Genomic DNA, 25,522 nt, shown 5'->3' with positions numbered 1-25,522 from the left:
GAGTCCGGCATCATATACTTATCTTGGCTGGAGTTCTCATACGTCAGAAGTCTGAGCACTGGTTACAACTAGATAGAGGATGGAGATGCGTCATGTCGATTAAATTAGATCATCGTTTGCTTTATTTACGTGTGATTGAAAAAATCAAGTCTGACATCGATGACGGCGTTTACAAGGAAGGCGAAAAGTTACCTTCAGAGTTTGAACTTTCAAAGCAACTTGGCGTTAGTCGAGCGACTCTTCGAGAGGCTTTACGAATTCTTGAAGATGAGAACATTGTCATCCGTAAACACGGTGTCGGTACGTTTATCAATGCAAGACCACCGTTTACTTCAGGGATTGAGGAGCTTTACAGTGTCACGGAGATGATTGCGCGTGCAGGTATGATTCCGACCTCAGAAGTTCTGTCATCAGAAATGGTACAACCAACTGAACGTGATCGAGAACGTTTTCAGTTAGGACCGGATGAACTGGTTTATCGAATCGAACGAATCCGACTTGCGGGAGATGTTCCTGTCGTCTATTGTGTCGATAAGATTCCAAGCCATTATATTAAAAATGAAGAACAGTTTACGTCTTCGACGTCACTGTTTGACGCTCTAGAAAAAGAATTAGGACGCCGTGTCACTCATGCGGTCACGCACATCGAACCGCGGATTGATCCAAAGATCGCTGAACAATTACATACGGACCAACCGTTACTCGTACTGCGGCAAACGCATTATGATGAGCTTGACCGATCCGTTCTTTATTCAGCGAACTATTTCCGTGCGGACAAGTTTGATTTCCATGTCATCCGTAAGCGTGTCTAACCACTCGTTTTAGGGGTTCCACTGAAAGCGCTTTCCACCCACCTACCTACGTAACGCTCCTCATCACCAGCCTCAGGTGCTTGACGTAGTCAGGAACTTTGTATGACCATATTCGAAAGGGGATTATTTCAGATGAAAAAGAAGTCACTTCTCGCATTAGCAGCAACAGGTTTAGCAATGAGTTCGGTACTCGCAGCATGTGGTGGTAACGATGATTCGAAAGATTCAAGCGGCGGAGACGAAAAAGCAGGCTTCAAAGTAGGTATGGTTACAGATACGGGCGGTGTTGACGATAAGTCGTTCAACCAATCAGCGTGGGAAGGGATTCAGAAATTCGGTAAAGACAACGACTTAAAAGAAGGTACAGGATACAAGTACCTCCAGTCAGCGAAACAATCGGATTACCAACCGAACCTTCAGCAATTGGCTCGTGCGAAATATGACTTGATTCTCGGTATCGGATTCTTAATGGCAGAAGATATCGGTAAAGTTGCCGATCAGTTTAAAGACAACAACTTTGCACTCGTCGACATGGTCGTTGATAAGCCAAACGTAGCTTCAATCGTCTTCAAAGAAAACGAAGGATCATTCCTCGTTGGTGTTGTTGCCGGTTTGACAACGAAATCAGACAAAGTTGGTTTCGTCGGTGGTGTTAACTCTGACTTGATCAAAAAGTTCGAAAGTGGATTTAAAGCTGGAGTTAAAGCCGTCAACCCGAAAGCAGACATCCAAGTTCAATATGCAGAAGACTTTAACGCTGCTGAAAAAGGACAAGCAATTGCTTCAGGTATGTACGGTAAAAAAGTCGACGTCATCTATCATGCTGCTGGTGGAACAGGACAAGGTGTCTTCACAGAAGCGAAAAACCGTAAGAAAAACGGCGAAGATGTTTGGGTAATCGGTGTCGACCGTGACCAAGTTGAAGAAGGTATGCCAGAAAACGTTACATTGACGTCAATGGTCAAACGTGTAGATACAGCAGTTGAACAAGTAGCAAAAGATACGAAAGACGGTAACTTCCCAGCTGGTAAAGTCGTTGAGTTCGGTCTCAAAGACGGCGGAGTTGATATCGCACCATCACAAGACAATGTAGCGAAAGACGTCTTGACGAAAGTGGAAGACTTCAAAAAACAAATCATCGCTGGCGACATCAAAGTTCCAGCTACTGACGACGAGTACAAAGAATACGAAGCGTCACTGAAATAAACTGGAAGCGGGGGTCGCTAGTACTGCGGCCTCCCCTTTTAAACTAAACATGGGAGTGGATTTTCTTGGAATACGTCATTGAAATGCTAAACATACGAAAAGAGTTTGGCAGTTTCGTCGCAAATGATAACATCACGCTCCAGCTTCGGAAAGGTGAGATTCACGCTTTACTTGGTGAAAACGGTGCCGGAAAATCGACGCTGATGAACGTCTTATTTGGTTTGTATCAGCCTGAGGCTGGAGAGATTCGTGTACGTGGTGAGAAAGTCAATATTACGAGTCCGAACGTTGCGAATGATCTGGGGATCGGGATGGTACACCAACATTTCATGCTCGTTCAAAATTTCACAGTAACAGAAAACATCATCTTGGGTGCAGAACCGAAAGCCGGTCTGAAAATCGACCGAGCAGCGGCACGTGAAAAAGTCCGCCAAATTTCGGAACAATACGGTCTTGCCGTTGATCCAGATGCAAAAATCGAAGATATTTCGGTAGGGATGCAACAGCGTGTTGAAATTTTAAAAACACTGTACCGTGGCGCAGATATTCTAATCTTCGATGAGCCATCTGCTGTTTTAACCCCACAAGAAATCAAAGAATTGATTCAAATCATGAATCGATTGATTGCTGAAGGGAAATCGATTATCTTGATTACCCACAAATTGAAGGAAATCATGGAAGTCGCCGATCGCTGTACGACAATTCGTCGTGGTAAGTATATCGGAACAGTTGATATCGATGAAACAATGACCCAATCAAGACTGGCTGAGATGATGGTAGGGCGGGAAGTAAACTTCAATGCGGAGTATTCCAAGGCAACTCCACAAGAACTTGTACTGGACATCAAAGATTTAGTTGTCAAAGACAGTCGCGGTATCAAGGCAGTAGACGGATTGAACCTCGATATCCGGGCCGGTGAAATCGTCGGAATCGCTGGAATCGATGGGAATGGACAAACGGAGTTGATTGAAGCTATTACCGGTTTGCGTAAAGCAGACAGCGGTGAGATTTTCCTCAATAACAAATCCATCAAGAACTTAAAACCGCGAAAAGTGACGGAATCCGGTGTCGGACATATTCCGCAAGACCGTCATAAACACGGTTTGGTCCTCGACTACTCGATCGGGCACAATATGGTGTTACAAACGTATTATCAAAAACCGTATTCAAAAGCAGGCATCATGAACTACGGTCAGGTCATGGAAAAAGCAAAAACCTTAATCGAGAAGTTCGACGTCCGAACTCCAAGTCCGGAAACATTTGCGCGCGCCCTGTCAGGCGGAAACCAACAAAAGGCGATTATCGCCCGTGAAGTAGATCGTTCCCCTGACTTACTGATTGCGGCACAACCAACACGTGGACTAGATGTCGGAGCCATTGAATTCATCCATGAACAATTGGTTCTCGAACGAGAAAAAGGCCGTGCTGTTCTATTGATTTCATTTGAATTGGAAGAAATTCTACAAGTGTCGGACCGGATTGCGGTTCTTTATGAAGGACGTACCGTTGCTTTCCTTGATCCGAAAGAAACAAACGAAATCGAACTTGGCTTCTTGATGGCCGGCGGTAAGAAAGAGGAGGTCGGTCGTTCATGAAACTAGAACGTTTTTACGGAATATTGATTCCGATTCTGTCCATCATTTTAGGAATGGTCGTCGGTGCAATCGTTATGCTGGCTGGCGGTTACAATCCGGTTGATGGATTTGATCAATTGTTTTACGGAATATTCGGAGAGCCTTACAGCATCGGTGAAACATTACGAGCTGCTGCTCCGCTGATTTTTGCGGGTCTTGCTGTTGCCTTTGCTTTCCGGACAGGACTCTTTAACATCGGAGTGGAAGGACAAGTGTTGGTCGGCTGGATGGTTGCCGTCTGGATCGGGATTGAGTTTGACCTCCCGACAGCGATTCACTTGCCGCTCGCTTTGATTGGTGCGGGACTTGCTGGAGCGCTTTGGGCATCCGTCCCGGGTATCTTAAAAGCAAAATTCCACGTGCACGAAGTTATCACGTCGATCATGATGAACTATATCGCCCTCTATGTGACGAATGATATTTTACGTCACGTCATCGGGATTGAAAACGAACGGACGGAGTCAGTAAAGGAATCCGCTTCACTTGCTTCACCATTCCTGCAGGAATTGACGGATTTCTCACGTCTGCATAACGGGATTTTCATTGCTGTTCTCGCAGCACTCGTCTTTTGGTTCATCCTTTGGAAAACGACGCTCGGTTATGAATTACGGGCAGTTGGTTTCAATAAGAGTGCAGCAGAATATGCCGGTATGGGTGTCAACAAGAACATTGTTCTTTCATTCGTCATCTCGGGTATATTTGCAGGACTCGCCGGAGCGATGGAAGGGTTAGGAACATTCCAAAACATGACGCTGAATGCTTCATTCACAGGTGTCGGATTCGACGGGATTGCCGTTGCCTTACTAGGTGCCAACAATCCGATTGGGGTTGTACTTGCCGCCTTACTGTTTGCGGGTCTGAACATCGGTGGTCTTTCGATGCAACAAATCGGAATCCCGCCAGAATTAATTAAAATCATCATCGCATTTATCATCATCTTCGTCGCATCGGGTTATGCGATCCGTCTTTTGATCGAGAAGTTCACGGTCAAGAAACCCGAAGATAAAAAAGTGAAAGGAGCCGATAAATAATGGGCTTTTTAGAAGTACTGTATATTATCGTACCGATCGCACTTGCCTATTCGGCTCCGTTGATCATTGCAGCACTCGGTGGAATCTTCAGTGAGCGTTCTGGTGTTGTCAACATCGCACTTGAAGGATTGATGGTCATGGGGGCATTCTCAGGTATCGTTTCGGCCTTAACGTTATCGAAGATGGGGTTAGGCGCTGCCAGTCCTTGGATTGCCATGCTGATTGCCATCGTTGTCGGAGCCATATTCTCGTTGTTCCTCGCAATTCCGGCCATTTTATTCCGTGCCGATCAGACGGTTCTCGGAGTAGCGATTAATATGTTAGCTGTCGGTTTGGCGATTTTCCTTGTTCGTGCGTTTTATGGAAAAGGACAGACGGATTCGATTCCGAACCGGATTTCGAAAGAAAACGTTCCGTTTTTATCGGATATCCCGGTACTCAAGATGTTTTTTGCTAACGTCTATTACACGTCGTACATTGCGATTGCTTTGGCATTCGTTGCGTGGTACGTCATCTTCAAAACACCATTCGGTCTCCGTCTTCGTTCGGTCGGGGAACATCCCATGGCGGCAGATACGATGGGAATCAATGTCACGAAAATGCGTTTCATCGGTGTCATGATTTCAGGTGGTTTTGGTGGTCTTGCCGGCGCTGTTTACGCGACATCGATTTCACTCAACTTCAGTGTAACAACAATTCTTGGACAAGGATTCCTTGCGATTGCAGCCATGATTTTCGGAAAATGGAATCCACTCGGAGCGATGGGCGCAGCCTTATTCTTCGGATTCGCTCAAGCGATTTCGATCATTGGACAACAGTTACCGCTTTTGGATCAAATTCCACAAGTCTACTTGTTGATTGCACCATACTTGCTGACGATTTTGGCACTTGCCGGTGTCGTTGGACGGGCGGATGCACCGAAAGCTGTCGGTGTACCGTATATCAAAGGAAAACGGTAACGTTTCCTGTCTTAAATCACTTTTCTGCGCTCGCCGTAGGAAAGTGATTTTTTTTACGAAAAAAAGATCTGCTCCTGTAAGAGCAGACCGGTGAGTCGAACATTATTCGTATTTAAGCGCGTCGCCTTCAAATGATTCGTCCGCTACTTTGATAGAATCTGTCGGGCATCCTTCGAATGCATCGATCATATCATCAAATAACGCTTCTGGAATTTCAGCTGTTCCCTTGTTATCATCTAAAATGACGTAAGCCAAGCCCTCATCATCGTAATCATAAATATCAGGGGCAGCTGCGCCGCAAGCGCCACATGCGATACATGTGTCTTTGTCAACAATTGTAAATTTAGCCATCGGTCATTCTCCTCTCGATTCGAAAACATTGGAAACCAAGTACTGTTCTCATCTATAAGTCATTGTATCGGACTCATGCGCGCATTTCAATGAAGAAGAGGTAGAAGTATGTGAATAAACCAATCGATGGGGTGAAATCGCCTTTTCCGTTTCTTTAGTAGATTCAACATAGCGTAAATCAGATAGGAAATGTAAAATAGGAACAAATGTACGAATTGGGAGTCGGGTGTATTCTGAACATGAACGAGGCATCCCAGTAACAACTTGCAACAGGACGGAAAGGAGGACTGACATGGAAAAAACAATCGTACGACAAATCGTACTAGAAGCCATCAGTCGTTTGCAAAATGAACGGACAGATCGAAGCTTATTTCATCTGATTCAAGGAAAACGTTCAGCGACTTCCTTACAAGACGCACATTTTTACGGACTGGAAGCTATTTTCGGAATGGTGCCATTAAAAAAAGACCGGTTTGAGCAGCTGTTACAGGAGCTGGAACATGCCGGCTGGATCGAGCGGGAACAAACTTTGATGATTACAGATGCCGGAAGAGCACAAATCACTCCGCCTTTTTTACTGGATGACTTAGGTGGAGAGCTACGCGGTTATCCGATACATTTGTGGAAACGGATCAGTCTGTTGATTCAATCGATTGCCTGTCTTGATCAAAACACTTTTTTTATTCCAGTACAACAAGACAGTGGGATAAAAGAGTGGGTCAGACAACAAATCCGTCAGGTACCCGAACGGTCGGTTTGGATAACGACTGTGTATCAAGAACTGAATAAGGCGTTACATCAATTGACAGAACGAGATGCAATTCTCATCAGTTACCGGTTATCCGGGCAAAAAACGGGATTATCGTTTCCTCAATTGAGTGAACGGCTGGGAACGGACTTGCTTTCGCTACAGTTGGAATTTGTGATGGCCTGGCGAAGATGTTTACGGGCATTACCTGAAGACGGCCTGATACTGTCTCTAGGAAACGATATTGATCATTTTAAAATGACGCAGTCTGCGAAAAAGACCTGGGAGTTGCTGAAACAAGGTTACACCGTTCAACAAATTGCCGAGAGGCGACGATTAAAAAAAAGTACGATGGAAGATCATCTCGTCGAAATCGCAATGTATGCTACTGTTTTTCCACTCGAACAATTTGTGACTGCTACCCAATATGAAGAGGTTGTCCGACTCTCTGAACGGTTACAGACGTTCTCACTGAAACGGATTAAACACGAATTGACGCAGGAAATGGACTATTTTCAAATCCGTATCGTCCTGGCAAGAAAGGTGGCTCGTCCATGATGGAAGAAGTATTAAAGCGAATCTTTCGATATGATGCATTTCGTGACGGGCAACGTCCAATCGTCGAATCGGTCCTTGACGGTCATGATACAGTCGCTATCCTGCCGACAGGCGGAGGTAAATCGATTTGTTACCAATTGCCATCTTATCTGCAAACGCCCGGACTGACGTTGATTGTATCCCCCTTGCTGTCGCTGATCGAAGACCAGGTCATGCAAATCAAACGCCGGGGGGAACGATCCGTCGCCAAGTTGACGTCGCTTGAGTCCCGTGATCAAAAAGAGCACATTTTACGCCACCTGAATCAGTTACGTTATTTATATCTGTCCCCTGAGCAGTTGGCTGTCCCGCAAATCCAACAACGGTTAGCGGACATCAAAATCAATCTGTTTGTCGTCGATGAAGCCCACTGTATCTCGCAGTGGGGGCACGAGTTCAGAACGGAATATGCAAAACTGGGGTCTATCCGAAAACAGCTGGGTAATCCGACTTGCCTAGCTTTGACGGCTACGGCAACGAATCAAGTCGAACAGGACATCATTCAAGGGCTGGCACTTATACAACCCAACCGGATCCGTCATTCCGTCAACCGACCGGAAATTCAACTCATTGTCGAACAAACTGAACAAAGCGAAAAAGATACAGTGTTGAAAAGACGATTGAAGACTACCAATCGTCCATGCGTCATTTATACGACGACGCGGAAAGAAGCAGAGCGAATCGCGACGTTTGTTCCTCAGGCGGCCTATTACCACGCCGGTCTTGAACCGGAAGATCGACAACTGATTCAACAACAGTTCCTTCACGACGAAATTGACTGTCTGGTCTGTACCAGTGCATTTGGTATGGGTGTTGACAAAGGAAATGTCCGGACCGTCATTCATTATACGATGCCGGCTACGATTGAAGCCTACATGCAGGAAATCGGACGAGCGGGACGGGACGGTCAGCCCTCGACTGCTGTATTACTCTATGCACCAGGTGATCAACAACTTCAACAATTCTTAGTGGATAAACAATATGCGTCGTTACTTTGGGTTGATCAAGTGACTCAATCCCGCGGACAAGGGGAGTCTTTTGAATCGATTGAACAACGCCTTAATCTCGAACCGGATGATCCCGCCTATCGATTGTTAAAAAGTCAACTTATGGAAGGGAAAACAAAATCACAAATTATTGAATGGCAAGAGGACCGGAAAAAAATACGTTTACGTGAACTTATGCAAATGATAAATTATATTCAAAATACGTTTTGTCGCCGGGCCTTCATCTTGGAGCATTTTGGCGAAAAGCCAGTTGTACAAGACCGGTGTTGTGACAATTGCGGTACACTCACGGTGGACGAACCCGTCATACAGGTCGATGTGAACCAACTTGACTGGAAACGTCGGCTAGAAGAAGTCTTTTTTTCATCCCGTCCTTCAGTGTAAACTAATAGTATTCCTTATTTTTTAGAAAAGGTGATGAAATTGAGTAAACACGATCAACGAAAAAATCGGCAAGATGAACAACAACGAACATCATTACCTCCACGTTCCTCGAGAATCGAGCACGTTCGAAATGAACGGTTAAAACAACCATTTGCTAAAAATCCACTTGCGATTACCCTCACCGTTTTGATGATTACCATTATCATTGCCTTTGTCTCCATCGGTTTCATGATGTAAGCGCACATTGTGAACGGAGATTTTTTTCCTTTACGGGTATACTAAAGGGAAGAAGAAAGGAGGCACGGTGCATGGATCGTGGGAAATATAATATCAAAGCAGTTGCTGCATTGGTGGGACTCAATCCGACGACCATTCGTGCTTGGGAACGGCGGTATCAAGTATTGGATCCAGATCGGAGCGAATCAGGACATCGTATTTACAGCGATAACGATGTTGCCAAGCTGCGGTGGATTGTCGATAAACAAAAAGAAGGGCTATCGGTTTCGAAAGCCATTCAACTATATGAAATGCCGGTGAACCGAACGGAGGTTCCAACCGATTACGGGATCGAACTGCGTGATCAACTGTTCGAAGCACTGACGAGTTTCGAAGAACGGCACGCACATGACATCATGAACAAAGCCTTTTCGATGTTTAGCTTTGATAAGGTCATTCAAGATATCGTAGGTCCGTTGTTACATGAAATCGGGATGCGATGGGAAAAAGGAACGATTACGATTGCACATGAACATTTTGCGACGGCGTTCTTACGGGCGCGTCTCTCGACGTTATCCCTTCAAATGCCGATTAATCCATTTTTGCCACGCATTCTGTGCGTTTGTGCACCGGAAGAAGAACATGAACTTGGATTGCTGTTCTTTACGTTGTATTTACGTCAGAGCGGATTCGATGTCATTTTCCTTGGCGCGGGTATTCCAGTACCCGATCTTGTGGCGGTAACGAAACAGCTGACTCCTCGAGCAGTTGTTTTATCTTGTACGATTTCTGATCATTTAAAGGACCTGGATGAAGCAATTGACGAGATTCATCTGCATGCGCCGCAAACGGAAATTGGTTTGGGTGGCTATGCCGTTGACCAACATCCGGAAAAGTACGGGGATATGTTGCTTGGATCAGATGACACCGCTTGGAAAAGTTGGTTAAGTCGACTCACTCCGACAACTGGTGTATAGTGTGAGTCATATTGAACGGAGAGCTTTTGTACTCTGCCGAGTAACTGGAGGAGTCTAACATGAGGTTTGAGCAATTTAAGCAAGGTCACTTACGGGTCTTCGTGTCAAAGCAAGAACTGTCTGCCCATGACGTTCGACCAGAAACGTTGGCTGTCGGAAAAGGACAAGCATTATTACGTAATTTACTAGAAGAAGCAGAATCGAATTACGGATTTCATGCCGTCGGGACACTCGACTTTTTTGTCACATTTTTCCCGAATGACGGGATGTTGGTCGATGTTCGGCGGGAAGGCGCCTTGCCGGAAGAAACGTTTGAAGAATTTGATCAAGTGGAAATCAGGATGACGGTCGATATCGTGCATCATGTCTTATATCAACTGGATCAGTTGGAGGATGTCATTCAAGCGAGTCATAGTCTGGGGCGTCACATCGATCAAACGGAAACGGGTGGCACACTGTATTTCTTTGAAAACCGTTATTATTTATACTTCCAAGAACAAATGAAGCAACATGTTGAGCAGACGATTACAACGATTCTGTCGGAATACGGAGTACCCAGTCCGAAAAGTCCGCTCGTGATGTCGGAATACGGCAAAACGATTCTGTTGGAACAAGCGGTTCCAGCTCTGATCGCAACCTTTACACCTTGATTCGGATGACCCGTTTTAATCGGGAATCGTCAAGGTGTAGCTAAAAAGTCACTTCACCGAATGCATTCGGGAAGTGACTTTTTATGTGTCTGGACGATTCTTGCGACCATTTTGTGTTTTTTCATACAAAAAGTGATGGTATGATAAGCATTGAACGTAAGATGAAGGAGTGAACAAGATGAAAGTGGCAGTATTGTTTGGCGGAATTTCTGGTGAACGTGAAGTTTCATTAAATAGTGGGAAATCGGTAATTAATGCGCTGGAAAGTAAAGGGCATGAAGTCGTTGCCGTCGACTTTCATCCAGAGCGTGCAGAGGAAATCTTAAATCTACAAGTCGAGGCCGCTGTCATTGCCCTTCACGGCAAGTTTGGTGAAGATGGTCGTGTCCAAGCACTACTAGAGATGGCAGGCATTCCATATACAGGTTCAGGAGTATTGGCGTCAGCGTTAGCGATGGACAAGGCGCGCTCAAAGGTACATTTCGAAAAAGCAGGCATTCGAATTGCACGGGATGTATTGGTCGAGCGAGGGGACGACATCGAACAAAAAGTCAAACAATGGGACAAGCAGTTCCCTTGTGTCGTCAAGCCGGCACAAGAAGGCTCTTCGAATGGTTTAACGATTGCGACGGACGAACAGATGCTGCGTCAAGGCATCGAACTGGCATTCCAGGCGGATGATGCTGTTTTGATTGAACAATTCATCAAAGGGCGTGAAGTTACAGTGCCGGTTCTCGGGGCGAAAGGACAAGAAAAAGCCTTGCCGGTCATTGAGATCATTCCGAAAAATGAATTTTATGACTACGAGTCAAAATATGCAATCGGTGGATCGGAACATATCTGTCCGGCGCAGTTTAACGACAAGACGACACAAATCTTACAGGAATGGGCCGTTTTAGCCCATCAAGTGTTAGGATGCGCCGGTTATTCGCGGTCCGATTTCCTTGTTCCCGATGAAGGGGCACCGGTTATTCTGGAAACGAATACGTTACCGGGGATGACCTCTACGAGTCTGTTCCCAGATGGTGCGCGAGCTGTCGGAATCGACTATCCGGAACTGGTCGAAACATTTATTGAACTGGCGATTACGCGTCATCAAAGTGAATCGGCAAGCAAAAAAAAGTGAAAATGAAGTAGATGGTAGAAAGCGCTTACAAATATGGTGACAACCCCTTTCATTACGGCTCGGAAAAAGGTATACTTTATCCGAACAAGGAAACGGCATAGGGGATGCCACTTATGGGGAGGAACGTTGGAATGATCACTGACCAACAACACGCAAATCATCGCAAGAATGTACTCGAAGCAACACAAGAAATCGTCAAGGAAGCACTTGAAAAACTTGGTTACCCAGACGAGATGTATGAACTGTTGAAAGAACCACTTCGGATGTTGACAGTCCGGATTCCGGTTCGAATGGATGACGGATCGACCAAAATCTTTACCGGTTACCGTGCTCAGCATAATGATGCTGTCGGTCCGACGAAAGGTGGAATTCGTTTCCATCCTAACGTAACGGAAGTCGAAGTCAAGGCATTGTCCGTCTGGATGAGTCTCAAGGCAGGAATCGTCGATTTACCTTACGGCGGGGGTAAGGGCGGAATCATCTGTGACCCACGTGAAATGAGTTTCCGTGAAATTGAACGGTTAAGTCGCGGATATGTTCGTGCCATCAGTCAAATCGTTGGTCCGACGAAAGATATTCCGGCACCGGACGTCTTCACGAATTCACAAATCATGGCGTGGATGATGGATGAGTACAGTCGAATCGATGAATTCAACTCACCAGGCTTCATTACAGGGAAACCATTAGTGCTTGGAGGTTCCCATGGTCGTGAGACGGCAACGGCAAAAGGTGTCGCCATCATGATTCGAGAAGCGGCTGCCAAAAAAGGAATCACGCTTGAAGGGGCACGTGTCGTCGTTCAGGGATTCGGTAACGCCGGAAGCTTCTTATCGAAGTTCATGCATGACCTCGGTGCGAAAGTCATCGCCATCAGTGATGCATACGGAGCATTACACGATCCGAACGGTCTTGATATTCCGTATCTACTCGATCGTCGCGATTCATTTGGTACTGTGACGACCCTTTTCAAAAATACGATTTCGAATAAAGAGTTGTTGGAACTGGAATGTGATATTTTAGTCCCGGCAGCCATTGAAAATCAAATCACAGAAGACAACGCCCATGACATTAAAGCGAGTATCGTGGTCGAAGCGGCGAACGGTCCAACGACGAACGAAGCGACGAAGATTTTAGCGGAACGTGATATTTTGATTGTTCCGGACGTTCTCGCTTCAAGTGGTGGCGTAACAGTCTCTTACTTTGAATGGGTTCAAAATAATCAAGGATACTACTGGACGGAAGAAGAAGTGCATGAAAAACTTGAAAAAGTGCTCGTGAATTCCTTTAATCAGGTGTATCAAACGGCTCAGACAAGAAATGTCGACATGCGACTTGCGGCATACATGGTAGGTGTCCGGAAAATGGCGGAAGCGTCACGATTCCGTGGTTGGGTTTAATCTAAGTCAAGCTCACTTCTAAGTGAAGTGAGCTTTTTTTGTATGGTTATTTCTTTCTTCGGCCGGAAAGATTTGCTAAGATGAAAAAAAAGCAAGCGGAAGAGGCGAAAGAGATATGTTGGATTGTATCGTCATCGGCGCAGGACCTTGTGGGTTATCAGCTGCAATTGAAATGCAGGAACGGGGATTGTCCGTCGAAGTCATTGAAAAAGGAAATATCGTGGAAGCCATTTATCAGTACCCGACACACCAGACGTTTTTTTCAAGTAGTGAAAAGCTGGAAATCGGCGGTGTGCCTTTTATTAATAAAGAATTGAAACCGAAACGACAAGATGCACTCGTCTATTACCGGGAAGTAGTACGGCGAAAAGAAGTTACCGTGCGACCATTTGAGACGGTTCAACACGTCGCGCGCATCAACGGCGGGTTTAACGTGACTTCGCTTCGCAATCAGCAAGTCGTGACACGGGAAGCCAAATCGGTTGTTCTCGCGACCGGTTATTATGGACTGCCGAATAAGATGAATATACCGGGCGAAGAGTTGCCACACGTTTTCCATTACTTCAAAGAAGGTCATCCGTTTTATGGCCAGGATGTTGTCGTAATCGGCGGGAAGAATTCGAGTGTCGATGCAGCAATTGAACTTGAAAAAGCAGGTGCCCGTGTGACCATGTTGTATCGCGGCGAATCGTATAGTCCGTCGATTAAACCATGGGTCCTGCCGAATTTTGAATCCCTGGTCCGGGCAGAAAAAGTGACGATGGTGTTTGACGCAACAATCGAAGAAATTACGAATGCGGAAGTGTTATATTCTGTTCACGGCGAACAGTTGGCCGTCAAAGCTGATTTTGTCTTCGCGATGACGGGTTATACACCGGATATCGGACTGTTCGCCGATGCCGGAATTGAAATCGATTCAGAAACAGGAATCCCTGTATTTGATGAAGCGACGATGGAGTCGAACATCGACGGCATCTATATCGCTGGTGTTGTTGCAGCTGGATATGATGCCAATAAAATCTTCATCGAAAACGGACGATTCCATGGTGAATTGATTGCAGACAGTCTTCTGTATCGTCTGAAACAAGAAACTGCACGATCATAATGTATATGCACACAAAGGGAGAGGCGTTCATAGCCCCTCCCTTTGTTGTCTGTTCTTCTATTCGACGCGGAAAGATTCTTCCAAAGCATGGTGCGTCGCACTAATCTCAAGTTCGATCATTAATTTCAACCGTGCTTTTTGAGAATTCAGTCCATTTGAGAAAATCACACCGAGTTCTTTTAATTGTTGTCCGCCCCCGGTATACCCGTATACATCCTGGACGATCCCGTTGAAACAACGACTGACGATAACGATCGGCATTTGTTGTGTCAGTGTCTGAATCGCATCGACCAGGCTTGGCGGCACGTTTCCTTGACCGAGTACTTCTAGCACAAGGCCATCGTAACCGAGTTCGCTGACCGCAAGCAGTAAATCAGGCTCCATCCCGGCATAGACTTTGAGGACAGCAACGCGTTTGCTCAATTGTGTCACCATATGGGTCGGTTTGAGAAGCGGTGTGTTAAATAAGTAAACATGATCTTTCGTCACCATACCCAGATTTCCGAAATGGACGGATTTAAAAGTATCGACTGAAGAAGTATGAGTTTTTGTGACGTTAAACGCAGAGTGGATTTCCCCGTTGAAGACGACGAGGACCCCTTTGTCTTGAGCAGCCTTACTGACGGCAACCCGTAAGGCGGTAATCAAATTAAATTCACCGTCTGATCCAACCTCATTGGAAGAACGCATCGCACCAGTCAAAACGATCGGGATAGGCGCTCCGATTGTGAGCTGGAGAAAGTATGCTGTTTCCTCTAACGTATCCGTGCCGTGTGTGATGACGACGCCGTCATACGAGCCATCCTGTAATTCCTTACCGATGAAGTGAGCAAGTCGTAACATGATTTCTGGTGTGATATGCGGAGACGGCAGATTGGAAAAGTGACGTGTTGTAATGTCAGCAATGTCGGTCGCTTTGGGCAATGAGGCATCCAGTGGATTGATTTCATTAGGTAAAACGTGACCGGAATGGTTTTGCGCCATGGCGATGGTGCCTCCGGTATGAATCAAAAGTAGTTTTTTCATTAAGTAGTCGTCGTCGTAAAACGAGCAACCTTCACCTTCTTTCCCGTCATTTTCATTAACATTGTACCCTTTTTTTCCAGAGAAACAATAGGTGCTGTTTTCTTTTTCGACAGAAACCTTTATTCTAAGAGAATAGGAAGGGGGAGGAGACGTGTTACCAATCGTTTTCTCAGGAATTGCCCCAGGAATTGCATTGTTGACATATTTTTATCTGCGCCACGAACATGAATCAGAGCCCGTAGGGTATATCCTACGTAGTTTTATTTTCGGGATACTTCTTGTTTTTCCTTTAATGTTCATCGAATACATCATTCAAAATGAGTTTGGAGGACTGGAACCGATTCAATTGGTTCGTTCTGCCGTGACGGAAGAATTTGCAAAATGGTTTGTTGTGTTTTATACCGTCTATATCCATCAGCGGTTTAATGACTATTATGACGGTATCATTTATGCAGTCGCTTGTTCCTTAGGATTTGCGACACTGGAAAATATTTTATATTTAATGGTCAATGGGACGGTTGAACATATGATTTTCCGTGCGTTGTTACCGGTCTCAGGACATGCTTTATTTGCAGTCATCATGGGATTTTTTATGGGAAAAGCTAAGTTTTCGAATCATCCGTATCGTTGGCTCGGATTATCGATTTTTGTTCCGATGATTGTACACACTATCTTTAATTTGTTAATATTGGAAAATGGTGGGATATCTATTGTGCCGATTTTATTTATGATTGGATTATGGACAGTCGGTCTGTATCAAATTCGAAGTGCGAATCGTTTGAACCAACGCCACAATAGAAAAAGTAACTGAATAGAATGGGCTGGGAGAGAGTAAGATGATAGAAACTGGAGATTTAGTCATGTTGACCAATCAAGAGGACCGGCAAGGGCGAACGAAAGTGACAGCCGTGACGAACCGACTGATTTGGATTGAGGCACCAAGTGAAGTCTCGACGTTAAAAACTTTTATCTTGTCGGATCAAGAACAAGTCGGATTTTACTTTTTTAAGGAAAAAGGAAAGCTGTATGGATTTGAGACGGAAGTCGTCGAACGTCAAAATGATCCGTTACGAGGTCAACGGTATGCGTTACGTCGACCAAAAGAAGACATGATTCAGCGTGTCCAGCGCCGACAGTTCGTCCGCGTGCCTCAATTATTGGATGTAGCTGTTCATCCACATAAAACGGCTTTTGAACCGTTCACTTCTGTGACGCTCGATTTATCGGCAGGCGGAATTTTAGTATTGGCTAATCAAATTCCAATTGAAGTGAAGGAAGAGCTGGAATTAACCTTTTTACTGCCGACGGGAGACGGTGTGACACATACAGTCGATGTTTTGGCAGAACTCGTCCGTGTTGACCCGAGAGAAGCCCGTTATGAATTAGCCTTTCAGTTTACTCGGATCAATGACCGAAGTCGTGAACTGGTCTTACGGCACTGTTACCAAGCGCAAATGAAAAATTCACGACGTGGAACGAATCCATTCACGTAAGGGCTTTTTTTTGCTATGATAACGGTCGATACTATACACCACTTACGTTGGTGATGATGGAAGGAACGAAATCACTCATGAAGAATATTCAAATTGCCTTAGACGGACCAGCAGGAGCCGGGAAAAGTACGATTGCCAAACAATTAGCAGCACATCTCGATTATGTGTACATCGATACAGGAGCCATGTATCGTGCCGTCACGCTTGCCGCGTTAGAACAGGGGCTTGATTTAGAAGATGGACCGGTCCTTGGAGAATTGATGAAATCACTCGATCTTCGTCTGACACCGGGAGAACACGGACAACGGGTCTTCATCGGAGAACGGGAAGTGACGGAAGCGATTCGAACGAATGAAGTGACGAATAACGTTTCGTTTGTCGCCCGCCAAGCAGAAGTCCGGTCGGCGCTTGTCATTGCCCAACGCAAACTGGCGGAACATGGGGGGATCGTCATGGACGGTCGTGACATCGGGACGGTCGTCTTGCCTGAGGCCGAACTGAAAGTCTTTCTGACGGCATCGGTCGAAGAACGAGCGAGCCGCCGTCACCGTGAGAATGTCGCCCGTGGAATAGACAGCGACTTAGAAGCATTGCAGGAAGAAATCGCCCTGCGCGATCAGCGGGATAGCGAACGGAAGGTTTCGCCGCTTAAGCAAGCAGAAGATGCCATTTACCTCGACACGACAGAATTGAACATTGATCAGGTCGTCGCCCGGTTAACTGAACTTGCAGAAGGTGTCCTGAAATGAAAAAGAACGAATTTGTTTATCGATTAGCACGATTCATCGTCCTGATGATTGCTAAAACGGTCTTCCGTTTAAAAGTGACGGGGAAGGAAAATATTCCGTCTGACGGATCACTCTTAGTCTGTGCCAACCACAGTTCCAACTGGGACCCGGTCTTTTTAGTCAGTGCTATTCCGACCAGCCGCTCCGTACGCTACATGGCGAAAGAAGAATTGTTCAATATCCCGGTTCTCAAGCAAATCATGATTTCAGCCGGAACCTATCCGGTCGGTCGCGGACAAGGTGATCGCCAAGCACTGAAGCGGACGATTGAATTGTTAAATTCGGATGAAACGGTCGGAATTTTTCCGGAAGGGACCCGATCGGCACCAGGAGAGTTTACATCAGCCCAACCCGGCGTCGGATTCTTCGCTTTGCGTTCACCGGCCCAAATCTTACCGATTGCAATCATCGGGGATTACCGTCCGTTCCGAAGAATGCGCGTTGCCATCGGAAAACCGGTTGACATTACGGATTTAAGAGATCAGCGAGGGGCGGCGAAGGCGATTTCCGAACGGATTTTGGAAGAAATCAAAACCGTCTACTTCAATCACGCGTAATGCCTTGACAAATAGTCAGAATTGTAAGAAGTTAGAAGAAGGATAAACGTATTCATACGTTTCTTGTACTCATCGTGAGGAGGTTGTGTTGGAATGGTCGAAGAAATGAAAGATATGCCTGATTTTGAAATTCATCGGGACCAGGTGATAACCGGAACGGTCGTGAAGATTGAAGACAAGCAAGCACTCATTGATATCGGATATAAGACAGAAGCAATCCTGCCGATTAGCGAAGTATCGAGTCTCCACTTGGATGACATTCAAGGTGCGCTCAAAGTCGGTGATGAACTACAAGTAAAGGTCAAGAAAATAACAGATGAAGAAGTAGTTGTTTCCAAACGTGAAGTGGATGCCTTGCAGGCATGGGAAAAAGTCGAAGCGAAATACGCATCAGGTGAAATTTTTGATGTTGTTGTAAAAGATATCGTCAAAGGCGGACTTGTCGTCGATATCGGTGTTCGTGGATTCATTCCGGCTTCTCTTGTAGAACGACATTACGTGGAAGACTTTTCGGATTATATTGGTCGAACGATTGCTGTTAAAGTCGTCGAACTGGATCAAGAAAAAAATCGTGTCATTCTCTCGCATAAAGCCGTTGTCGAAGGCGAACTGAATGCGAAGAAAAAAGAAACCCTCGAGCAGCTCGAAGTGGGCCAGATTTTAGAAGGAACGGTTCAACGCTTAACGGATTTCGGTGCGTTCGTTGATATTGGCGGTGTGGATGGTTTAGTCCACATTTCTGAAATGGCACATCATCGTGTGGAACGGCCGTCTGATATCGTCACGGAAGGACAACAAGTCGAAGTGAAAGTACTTGGTGTCGACCGCGATACGGAAAAAGTAAAACTTTCGATCAAAGAAACGCAGCCGGGTCCATGGCAACAGATGGAAGGTAAAATCGAAGCGGGAGATATCGTCAAAGGACGTGTCCGTCGAATCGTCCAATTCGGTGCGTTTGTTGAACTAGCGCCACAGGTGGAAGGACTGCTTCACATTTCGCAAATCGCGAACCGTCACATCGGGTCGCCGTCAGAAGTGCTTGAAGAAGGTCAGGAAATTGAAGCAAAAGTTCTTGAAGTGCATCTTGCGGAGCATAAGATTTCCTTGTCAACACGTGTGCTGGAGCAGGAAGAATCGTCGGAAGATGACTATTCTCAGTATACGGATCAAAACGAAGGATTTTCAGTTGCTGATCTTGCTGAGAAAGAATCGGATTCAAAAGAATAACGTAGTAAAAGTGAACACGAAACGTGTTCACTTTTTTTATGTTCCGATAGATATGGTATAAAACCGCTTCATTTGGTACAATAGAACGGCTATGAAGCGAGAGAAGAGAAAGAAGGTGTTGGGATGGCAATTCCAGTAGTGGCGATCGTAGGTCGCCCAAATATCGGAAAGTCGACGATTTTTAACCGGGTGATTGGAGATCGGGTTTCGATCGTAGAAGACAAGCCAGGCGTTACCCGCGACCGTATATACGGAACTGGAGAATGGCTGAATCGTCATTTTCATTTGATTGATACAGGTGGAATCGAAGTCGGGGATGAGCCCCTACTTCAAATGATGCGTCATCAGGCGGAACTCGCTATCGATGAAGCGGATGTCATTATTTTTATGGTCAACGGCCGTGAAGGCATTACATCAGCAGATGAAGAAGTCGCAAATATGTTATTCCGTTCAAATAAACCCGTTGTCATTGCGGTCAACAAAGTCGATAACTTTGAAATGCGCGATTTGATGTACGAGTTTTATTCATTAGGATTTGGTGATTTGTATCCGATTTCCGGAACGCACGGTTTAGGACTCGGAGATATGCTTGACCGTGTGCTTGAGCTTGCACCGGATAAAGAAGAGATCGAATACGATGAGGACACGATTAAGTTTGCTTTAGTCGGACGTCCAAACGTCGGGAAATCAAGTATGACGAACTCGATTCTCGGTGAAGAACGGGTCATCGTGTCAAGTGTCGCCGGTACAACGCGTGATGCAATCGATACACCGTTTTCACGGGATGAACAAGAGTATGTCATCATCGATACAGCTGGTATGCGCAAACGCGGAAAAGTCTATGAATCAACAGAACGATTCAGTGTCATGCGTGCACAAAAAGCCATCGAACGGGCGGATGTCGTCTGTGTCGTATTAGATGGTGAAGAAGGCATCATCGAGCAAGATAAAAAAGTTGCCGGTTATGCCCATGAAGCAGGTCGTGCTATCGTGATCGTCGTCAATAAATGGGATGCCGTTGAAAAAGACGATAAAACAATGAAAAAAATGGAAGAGGAAATTCGCGAAGAATTCCGGTTCCTTGATTATGCACCAATCGTTTTTGTCTCGGCGAAAACAAAACGTCGTTTACAAACGTTACTTCCTGTCATCAAACAAGCAGCGAAGAGTCATGCACAACGCATTCAGACAAGTGTCTTGAATGATGTCATCGTAGATGCGGTAGCAATGAATCCTGCACCAACGGATAAAGGTGTTCGTTTGCGGATTAACTATGCGACACAGGTCGCTTCTCGTCCGCCTACATTCGTTTTATTCGTCAATGATCCGGAATTGTTACACTTCTCATATAAACGTTATCTGGATAACCGGATTCGTGAAGCTTTTGATTTTACAGGAACACCAATTCGGATTTTGGCACGTCAAAAACAATAAGGACAAGGTGAATCATGATGAAAAAAATCGCAGTCATTGGAGCCGGGAGTTGGGGAACCGCACTCTCACTCGTTTTAGCCGATAACGGTCATGAGGTCACTCTCTATGGTCGGGATCAAAAAAATGTTGATGCCATTAATCAAAATCATGAAAATACGCAGTTCTTACCAGATGTGACGTTGCCGGAATCACTTCAGGCAACAACTGTTTTAAGCGAAGCTGTTGAAGGGGTCTCACATATCTTGATTGTGACGCCCTCTTCTGCGATTCGTTCTGTATCGCGTCAGCTGAATGAATTGTTGACGGAACCGGTCGTGTTGATTCATGCCTCGAAAGGGATTGAACCTAAAACACATTTGCGGCTGTCGGAATTGATGGAACAGGAAATTGATGCCTCTAAACGTTCAGCAATTTGTGTGTTGACGGGTCCATCCCATGCGGAAGAAGTCGCATTACGGAAGCCGACGACTGTGACGGTTGCTTCCACTGATATGGCAGAGGCGGGACGTGTGCAGGAATTGTTTACGAATGATAACTTCCGTGTCTATTTGAATGCCGATATCATCGGAGCAGAACTGGGCGGAGCATTCAAGAACATCATTGCTTTAGCAGCCGGAATGGCAGATGGATTAGGGTACGGTGATAATGCCAAAGCTGCCTTGATCACCCGTGGAATGGTCGAAATTGCCCGACTCGGAACATTGTTCGGTGCAAATCCGATGACGTTCACTGGTTTGACGGGAATGGGCGACTTAATCGTGACCTGTACATCGGTCCACAGCCGGAACTGGCGTGCAGGAAATGCGATCGGCCGGGGGGAAAAACTCGAAACCGTTCTTGAGAACATGGGGATGGTCGTCGAGGGCGTCCGGGCGACACAAGCTGCTTACGATTTAGCAGAAACGAAACAATGTGAGTTACCCATCACGACAGCGCTTTATCATGTCTTATTCGACGGACATACTCCGGCAGAAGAAGTACAGAAATTGATGCGCCGTCCGCAAAAAAATGAGATTGAACATCTGTTTACAATGAAAGATTAACGGAGTGGGGTGGAAACCTTGAGTCCTGGATTACTAAAAATGTGGATTTCGTTCGCCGGGATCGGTTTGTTTGCGATCAGTGTCTTATTGGTCACAATCAGTCGGACGAAATTATCCGGAGGTTGGCAATTTTTGATGTCGACCATTGCTTTTCTTTGTTTTATCGTTGCATCGATCATCATGATCTTTATCGTCATGGCAGGTCCGAGCGCATGAAAAAACTTTTGGTGGTTTTCATGTTGGTCCCGGTCATGTTGTTATCCGGTTGTCTGTTTCCGGACAGTCAAAAACCGTCGAATCGGGTTCCTTATCCGGAACAGATTCGGACGGTACAAAATGCAGTGGACGCGTATCAAAAGGATACGGGAGTTTTACCAATCAAAACAAGAGAAGCAGATACGCCATTAATGGAACGCTATCAAATCGAACTGGGACGTCTGATTCCGCGATACATGAGTGACCCGCCTCCAAACAGTTTTGAAGGTGGCGGTACATTCATTTATTTACTCGTCGACGTCGAGAAAAAACCGACAGTCAAATTGATGGACTTGCTTGTAGCAGAAGAACTTCAAAAGCTCCAAGTCCGAATTGATACGTACCGTAAGAAAAATGACAAGTATCCTTTCAAAGGTTCGATCGGGAAAAATCAGTTTACGCTGGATTACAAAAAGCTGTTTATTAAAGATGAACCAAAAGTGCCGAGTCCGTATTCAGACGAAAAACTGTCGATCTATGTAGACGGGCAAGGACAGTTGTTTATCAACTACTTGCCTGAACTTAAAAAAGCCGTCGAAACAGCGAAGAAAAAGCCGAAAGTCGGCCAAGATATTCGGCATTTGCTCTACGATGAGCAACCTTTTGTTCCTGCGTACTCCCAAAGTTACACAATCAACAAAAAAGGCGAACTTGTGTTTTCTGAGAAATCGATCGAAGAATCAGAAAATTAATGGGGATTCTAACGAAAATGTTGTAATATCAACGTTTATAAGGTATGATTAGCCTCGAAGAAGTGATTGGGAGGGGGTGAACGTAATGAACAAAACTGAACTCATTCAAGCAGTTGTCGAAAAATCAGGTCTGACTAAAAAAGACGTGACGAAAGTTGTAGAATCAACATTCGAATCGATCACTGAGACACTTCAGTCTGGAGAGAAAGTCCAATTGATTGGCTTTGGTAACTTCGAAGTCCGTGAACGCGCAGCTCGTAAAGGTCGCAACCCACGTACAAAAGAAGATATCGAAATCCCAGCAAGCAAAGTACCGGCTTTCAAACCAGGTAAAGCATTGAAAGATGCGGTTAAGTAATTCGGCTACATAGTCGTTCGAGGAAATCCTCGGACGGCTTTTTTTGTGGACATTGAGAGACGAGAAAACGGACTGATTATGGTATATTAAAAAAGAAGAAAATCCATCAACGAGATGGCACTGGAGATCGGGGGGTAAAAGCATGAATCATCAAGAGCTGCTCGTGGAAGAAATGGTCACTGCACTCACTACAAAACAAACAACACAATTGGCTCGGCATGTGGATTTCCCTTCCATCAATCGTGAACAAATCAGTTGGTTGATCGATGTCGCCCAAAATGAAACGTTGGCTTGGCAATCACTTGTCAAAGGTGTGCACTATGCACAAGTGGCCTTACTGTTACATGAACGTGTCGGAGAGACCGAGAGAGGTTCAAAAGAACGACAATTGCTGGTTTTGGCCGGAGATTTGTTTTCGAGCTATTTCTTCGAAGAATTGGCTTCTCTTCCCCAAACGGCACTCGTAACACTCGGACGGACCGTTCAGCATGTGAACGAAGCAAAATGTGCCCTTCATGAGGAAAACTACGATTCGACCGAAGAGTATGTCTTATTGTGGTTAAAGGCAGAATTCGGATTGGTTCAAGGACTAGCAACGATTAGCGGAAGAGACTGGTTGACGGAGGACGGACAACGTTTAATCCGTCAACGGGCACGAAGCTTACAGGCAAGTGCTCAACAACTGTTATTATCTCATCTGGAACAGATGGCAGTAGCGTAATATCTTCGAAAGGGTGAACTGCGTGCAGACACAAGAAAAAGAGAAAAAAGTATATGAAGTGTTTCAATCGATTTCAAGTAATTATGATCAGATGAATTCCATCATCAGCTTCCGCCTTCATAAATTGTGGAGAAAAGAAACGATGCGGCGGATGAATGTGTTTCCGGGAGCAAAGTGTCTCGACTTATGTTGCGGAACTGCCGACTGGACGATTCAACTTGCGAAAGCAGCCGGTCCGACGGGTGTGATCAAAGGACTCGATTTTTCTGAAAACATGTTGAAAGTCGGCGTGGAAAAAGTTGAAGCGCTTGAAATGAAAAATGTCGAATTGATTCATGGAAACGCGATGGAGCTTCCGTTTGGCGACCATTCGTTTGATTACGTGACGATTGGCTTTGGGCTGCGGAACGTTCCGGATTATCTGCAAGTCATTAAAGAAATGCACCGGGTCCTGAAACCGGGCGGGACGGTCGTTTGTCTCGAGACGAGCCAACCGACAGCACCGTTATTTAAAGAAGCATACGCACTATATTTCGGGAAAATCATGCCGCAAGTCGGTCGTTTGTTTGCGAAATCCTATGATCAATACAATTGGCTACAAGAATCAACAGAAGTCTTTTTAGATCGTGTCGAGCTGAAGCAACTGTTTGAACAGGCCGGTTTTATGCAAGTTGAAGTAAAAGCATTTGCAGGTGGGGCGGCTGCAATGCACCTCGGAAAGAAGTGGTGAGATGTCACTGCATTCAATTTATCGGGATGTAACAAAAGAAGTGAATTTAGTGGATGAATTTTTGATCAGTCACATCGCATCGAACGATCCGACAATCGATGCTGCCGGACAACAATTGCTTCAAGCAGGCGGCAAACGGATTCGGCCTGCGTTTGTTCTGTTGGCATCAAAATTCGGTCGGGCGGACCGTGATGAACTCGTGCGAGTCGCAGCCAGTCTTGAACTGGTTCACATGGCTTCGCTCGTGCATGATGATGTGATTGATGATGCCGAATTGCGACGCGGAAAACCAACCGTCATGCAACATTTTGATGAAGAAGTTGCCCTCTATTCCGGTAACTTTTTATTTGGGGAAGCAGTTAAGTTGATTGGTGAAGTCGGGAAACCGGAACTTGTTCAAGTGATGGTCCATGCGATGCGTGAAATCTGTGAGGGCGAAATCGAGCAGATTTACGATCAGTACGACTGGGAACAATCCATCAAACGGTATATCAAGCGGATTGAACGGAAAACGGCGATCTTGATTGAAGCCAGCTGTCACCTTGGGGCGATTGTCGCGAACTGTTCACCGGAAGATACAAAAGCGTTACGACAATTTGGGCGTGACATCGGTCTAGCTTTCCAAATTGCAGATGATTTGCTCGATTTTACGGCCAAGCGGACGGAACTCGGAAAACCTGTCGCGGAAGATTTGCGGCATGGTCATAAAACTTTGCCTGTGTTTTATGCTTCGGAAGATCAAGACTTCTTTCGTGAGTTACAAAAGATCCGTTCGATGCCGAGTCATGAAGAAGTGGCTCCTTTACTGGACCGGTTGCAACAATCAGATGCGTTGGAGCGCACGCAACAAACCGTTGATTTATACATCCGACGGGCGATTCTCCGCTTGAATCATCTGCCGAAATCGTCAGCAAAACGTTCCTTGGAAGAAGTCGCCCGGTATGTCGGAAAACGCAAAGGTTGAAAAAATGTAAAAAATTTCTTGCCGCTTGTCCATT

Annotated in this window: 28 protein-coding genes; 26 read left to right on the top strand and 2 right to left on the bottom strand. The window is 45.5% G+C overall.

Annotated elements, in window-relative coordinates:
* Positions 1-92: 92 nt before the first annotated feature.
* The 5 genes from KNP93_RS00405 (at position 93) to KNP93_RS00385 (ending at position 5,642) form a co-directional block, all read left to right on the top strand.
* Positions 93-812 (top strand): GntR family transcriptional regulator, encoded by a 720-nt coding sequence (locus KNP93_RS00405; RefSeq protein WP_012370694.1) that lies wholly within the window; start codon positions 93-95, stop codon positions 810-812.
* 132 nt (positions 813-944) lie between these two features.
* On the top strand, positions 945-2,018 hold the full coding sequence (locus KNP93_RS00400) for a BMP family lipoprotein (RefSeq protein ID WP_131502555.1): 1,074 nt from the start codon (positions 945-947) through the stop codon (positions 2,016-2,018).
* A 65-nt stretch (positions 2,019-2,083) separates the two neighbouring features.
* The gene (locus tag KNP93_RS00395; protein WP_114595537.1) at positions 2,084-3,613 is read left to right on the top strand and encodes an ABC transporter ATP-binding protein; all 1,530 of its coding nucleotides are present in this window, start codon (positions 2,084-2,086) and stop codon (positions 3,611-3,613) included.
* Positions 3,610-4,683 (top strand): ABC transporter permease, encoded by a 1,074-nt coding sequence (locus tag KNP93_RS00390; RefSeq protein ID WP_131502554.1) that lies wholly within the window; start codon positions 3,610-3,612, stop codon positions 4,681-4,683. The genes KNP93_RS00395 and KNP93_RS00390 overlap by 4 nt, the downstream gene beginning before the upstream one ends.
* Positions 4,683-5,642, top strand: coding sequence for an ABC transporter permease (locus KNP93_RS00385; RefSeq protein ID WP_131502553.1), 960 nt, complete (start codon positions 4,683-4,685; stop codon positions 5,640-5,642). Before KNP93_RS00390 ends, KNP93_RS00385 begins: the two co-directional genes overlap by 1 nt.
* A gap of 102 nt (positions 5,643-5,744) precedes the next feature.
* Here KNP93_RS00385 and KNP93_RS00380 read toward each other — a convergent pair whose 3' ends face one another.
* Complete coding sequence (locus KNP93_RS00380; RefSeq protein ID WP_012370689.1) at positions 5,745-5,993, bottom strand: ferredoxin; 249 nt, start codon at positions 5,991-5,993, stop codon at positions 5,745-5,747.
* 292 nt (positions 5,994-6,285) lie between these two features.
* Between KNP93_RS00380 and KNP93_RS00375 the strand changes: the two genes are divergently transcribed.
* The 8 genes from KNP93_RS00375 (at position 6,286) to KNP93_RS00340 (ending at position 14,200) form a co-directional block, all read left to right on the top strand.
* Positions 6,286-7,299, top strand: coding sequence for a YpbB family protein (locus tag KNP93_RS00375; RefSeq protein ID WP_214852662.1), 1,014 nt, complete (start codon positions 6,286-6,288; stop codon positions 7,297-7,299).
* Positions 7,296-8,729 (top strand): RecQ family ATP-dependent DNA helicase, encoded by a 1,434-nt coding sequence (locus KNP93_RS00370; protein WP_188004492.1) that lies wholly within the window; start codon positions 7,296-7,298, stop codon positions 8,727-8,729. Before KNP93_RS00375 ends, KNP93_RS00370 begins: the two co-directional genes overlap by 4 nt.
* A 39-nt stretch (positions 8,730-8,768) precedes the next feature.
* A complete protein-coding gene (locus KNP93_RS00365; RefSeq protein WP_233494518.1) occupies positions 8,769-8,966 on the top strand; it encodes a hypothetical protein in 198 nt (65 codons plus the stop codon).
* A gap of 71 nt (positions 8,967-9,037) precedes the next feature.
* Positions 9,038-9,922, top strand: a complete 885-nt coding sequence (locus KNP93_RS00360) for a MerR family transcriptional regulator (RefSeq protein ID WP_131502550.1) — start codon at positions 9,038-9,040, stop codon at positions 9,920-9,922.
* Positions 9,923-9,981: 59 nt separating this feature from the next.
* Entirely contained in the window at positions 9,982-10,572 is a 591-nt protein-coding gene (locus KNP93_RS00355; protein WP_131502549.1) for an adaptor protein MecA, read from the top strand.
* A 178-nt stretch (positions 10,573-10,750) separates the two neighbouring features.
* Positions 10,751-11,698: a D-alanine--D-alanine ligase gene (locus KNP93_RS00350; RefSeq protein WP_131502548.1), complete on the top strand. Its 948-nt coding sequence runs from the start codon at positions 10,751-10,753 to the stop codon at positions 11,696-11,698.
* A gap of 131 nt (positions 11,699-11,829) precedes the next feature.
* Entirely contained in the window at positions 11,830-13,095 is a 1,266-nt protein-coding gene (locus KNP93_RS00345) for a Glu/Leu/Phe/Val family dehydrogenase (RefSeq protein ID WP_012370683.1), read from the top strand.
* A gap of 115 nt (positions 13,096-13,210) precedes the next feature.
* Positions 13,211-14,200, top strand: coding sequence for a YpdA family putative bacillithiol disulfide reductase (locus KNP93_RS00340; protein ID WP_131502547.1), 990 nt, complete (start codon positions 13,211-13,213; stop codon positions 14,198-14,200).
* 57 nt (positions 14,201-14,257) lie between these two features.
* On the opposite strand, the gene KNP93_RS00335 is transcribed toward KNP93_RS00340, so the two are convergent.
* Entirely contained in the window at positions 14,258-15,226 is a 969-nt protein-coding gene (locus tag KNP93_RS00335; RefSeq protein WP_188004488.1) for an asparaginase, read from the bottom strand.
* A gap of 151 nt (positions 15,227-15,377) precedes the next feature.
* Between KNP93_RS00335 and prsW the strand changes: the two genes are divergently transcribed.
* From prsW to KNP93_RS00270, 13 genes are all read left to right on the top strand, one after another.
* Entirely contained in the window at positions 15,378-16,037 is a 660-nt protein-coding gene (gene prsW, locus KNP93_RS00330) for a glutamic-type intramembrane protease PrsW (protein ID WP_114595549.1), read from the top strand.
* Positions 16,038-16,062: 25 nt separating this feature from the next.
* Entirely contained in the window at positions 16,063-16,719 is a 657-nt protein-coding gene (locus tag KNP93_RS00325) for a flagellar brake protein (protein ID WP_131972533.1), read from the top strand.
* A 77-nt stretch (positions 16,720-16,796) separates the two neighbouring features.
* Complete coding sequence (gene cmk, locus KNP93_RS00320) at positions 16,797-17,468, top strand: (d)CMP kinase (RefSeq protein WP_131502544.1); 672 nt, start codon at positions 16,797-16,799, stop codon at positions 17,466-17,468.
* Positions 17,465-18,064, top strand: a complete 600-nt coding sequence (locus KNP93_RS00315) for a lysophospholipid acyltransferase family protein (RefSeq protein WP_114595552.1) — start codon at positions 17,465-17,467, stop codon at positions 18,062-18,064. Before cmk ends, KNP93_RS00315 begins: the two co-directional genes overlap by 4 nt.
* A gap of 93 nt (positions 18,065-18,157) precedes the next feature.
* A complete protein-coding gene (rpsA, locus tag KNP93_RS00310; protein ID WP_114595553.1) occupies positions 18,158-19,291 on the top strand; it encodes a 30S ribosomal protein S1 in 1,134 nt (377 codons plus the stop codon).
* Between the two features lie 123 nt (positions 19,292-19,414).
* Positions 19,415-20,725 carry a ribosome biogenesis GTPase Der gene (gene der, locus KNP93_RS00305; RefSeq protein ID WP_026828069.1) on the top strand — a complete coding sequence of 437 codons (1,311 nt, stop codon included), beginning with the start codon at positions 19,415-19,417 and terminating at the stop codon, positions 20,723-20,725.
* Between the two features lie 17 nt (positions 20,726-20,742).
* Positions 20,743-21,768, top strand: coding sequence for an NAD(P)H-dependent glycerol-3-phosphate dehydrogenase (locus KNP93_RS00300; protein WP_214853441.1), 1,026 nt, complete (start codon positions 20,743-20,745; stop codon positions 21,766-21,768).
* Positions 21,769-21,807: 39 nt separating this feature from the next.
* On the top strand, positions 21,808-21,984 hold the full coding sequence (locus KNP93_RS00295) for a DUF2768 domain-containing protein (protein WP_131972534.1): 177 nt from the start codon (positions 21,808-21,810) through the stop codon (positions 21,982-21,984).
* Positions 21,981-22,715 carry a hypothetical protein gene (locus tag KNP93_RS00290; protein WP_214852660.1) on the top strand — a complete coding sequence of 245 codons (735 nt, stop codon included), beginning with the start codon at positions 21,981-21,983 and terminating at the stop codon, positions 22,713-22,715. The genes KNP93_RS00295 and KNP93_RS00290 overlap by 4 nt, the downstream gene beginning before the upstream one ends.
* 85 nt (positions 22,716-22,800) lie before the next feature.
* Positions 22,801-23,073 carry an HU family DNA-binding protein gene (locus tag KNP93_RS00285; RefSeq protein WP_012370671.1) on the top strand — a complete coding sequence of 91 codons (273 nt, stop codon included), beginning with the start codon at positions 22,801-22,803 and terminating at the stop codon, positions 23,071-23,073.
* A gap of 142 nt (positions 23,074-23,215) precedes the next feature.
* The gene (locus KNP93_RS00280; protein WP_114595557.1) at positions 23,216-23,794 is read left to right on the top strand and encodes a heptaprenyl diphosphate synthase component 1; all 579 of its coding nucleotides are present in this window, start codon (positions 23,216-23,218) and stop codon (positions 23,792-23,794) included.
* Positions 23,795-23,816: 22 nt separating this feature from the next.
* Positions 23,817-24,524 (top strand): demethylmenaquinone methyltransferase, encoded by a 708-nt coding sequence (locus tag KNP93_RS00275; RefSeq protein ID WP_131502541.1) that lies wholly within the window; start codon positions 23,817-23,819, stop codon positions 24,522-24,524.
* Position 24,525: 1 nt separating this feature from the next.
* Positions 24,526-25,488, top strand: coding sequence for a polyprenyl synthetase family protein (locus tag KNP93_RS00270; protein ID WP_131502540.1), 963 nt, complete (start codon positions 24,526-24,528; stop codon positions 25,486-25,488).
* Positions 25,489-25,522: the final 34 nt, after the last annotated feature.

It is taken from the genome of Exiguobacterium sp. s166 (assembly GCF_018618855.1).
Lineage (GTDB): Bacteria > Bacillota > Bacilli > Exiguobacteriales > Exiguobacteriaceae > Exiguobacterium_A.
Note: the sequence above shows the minus strand (reverse complement) of the source record. Positions and strands in the feature narration are given on the sequence as shown.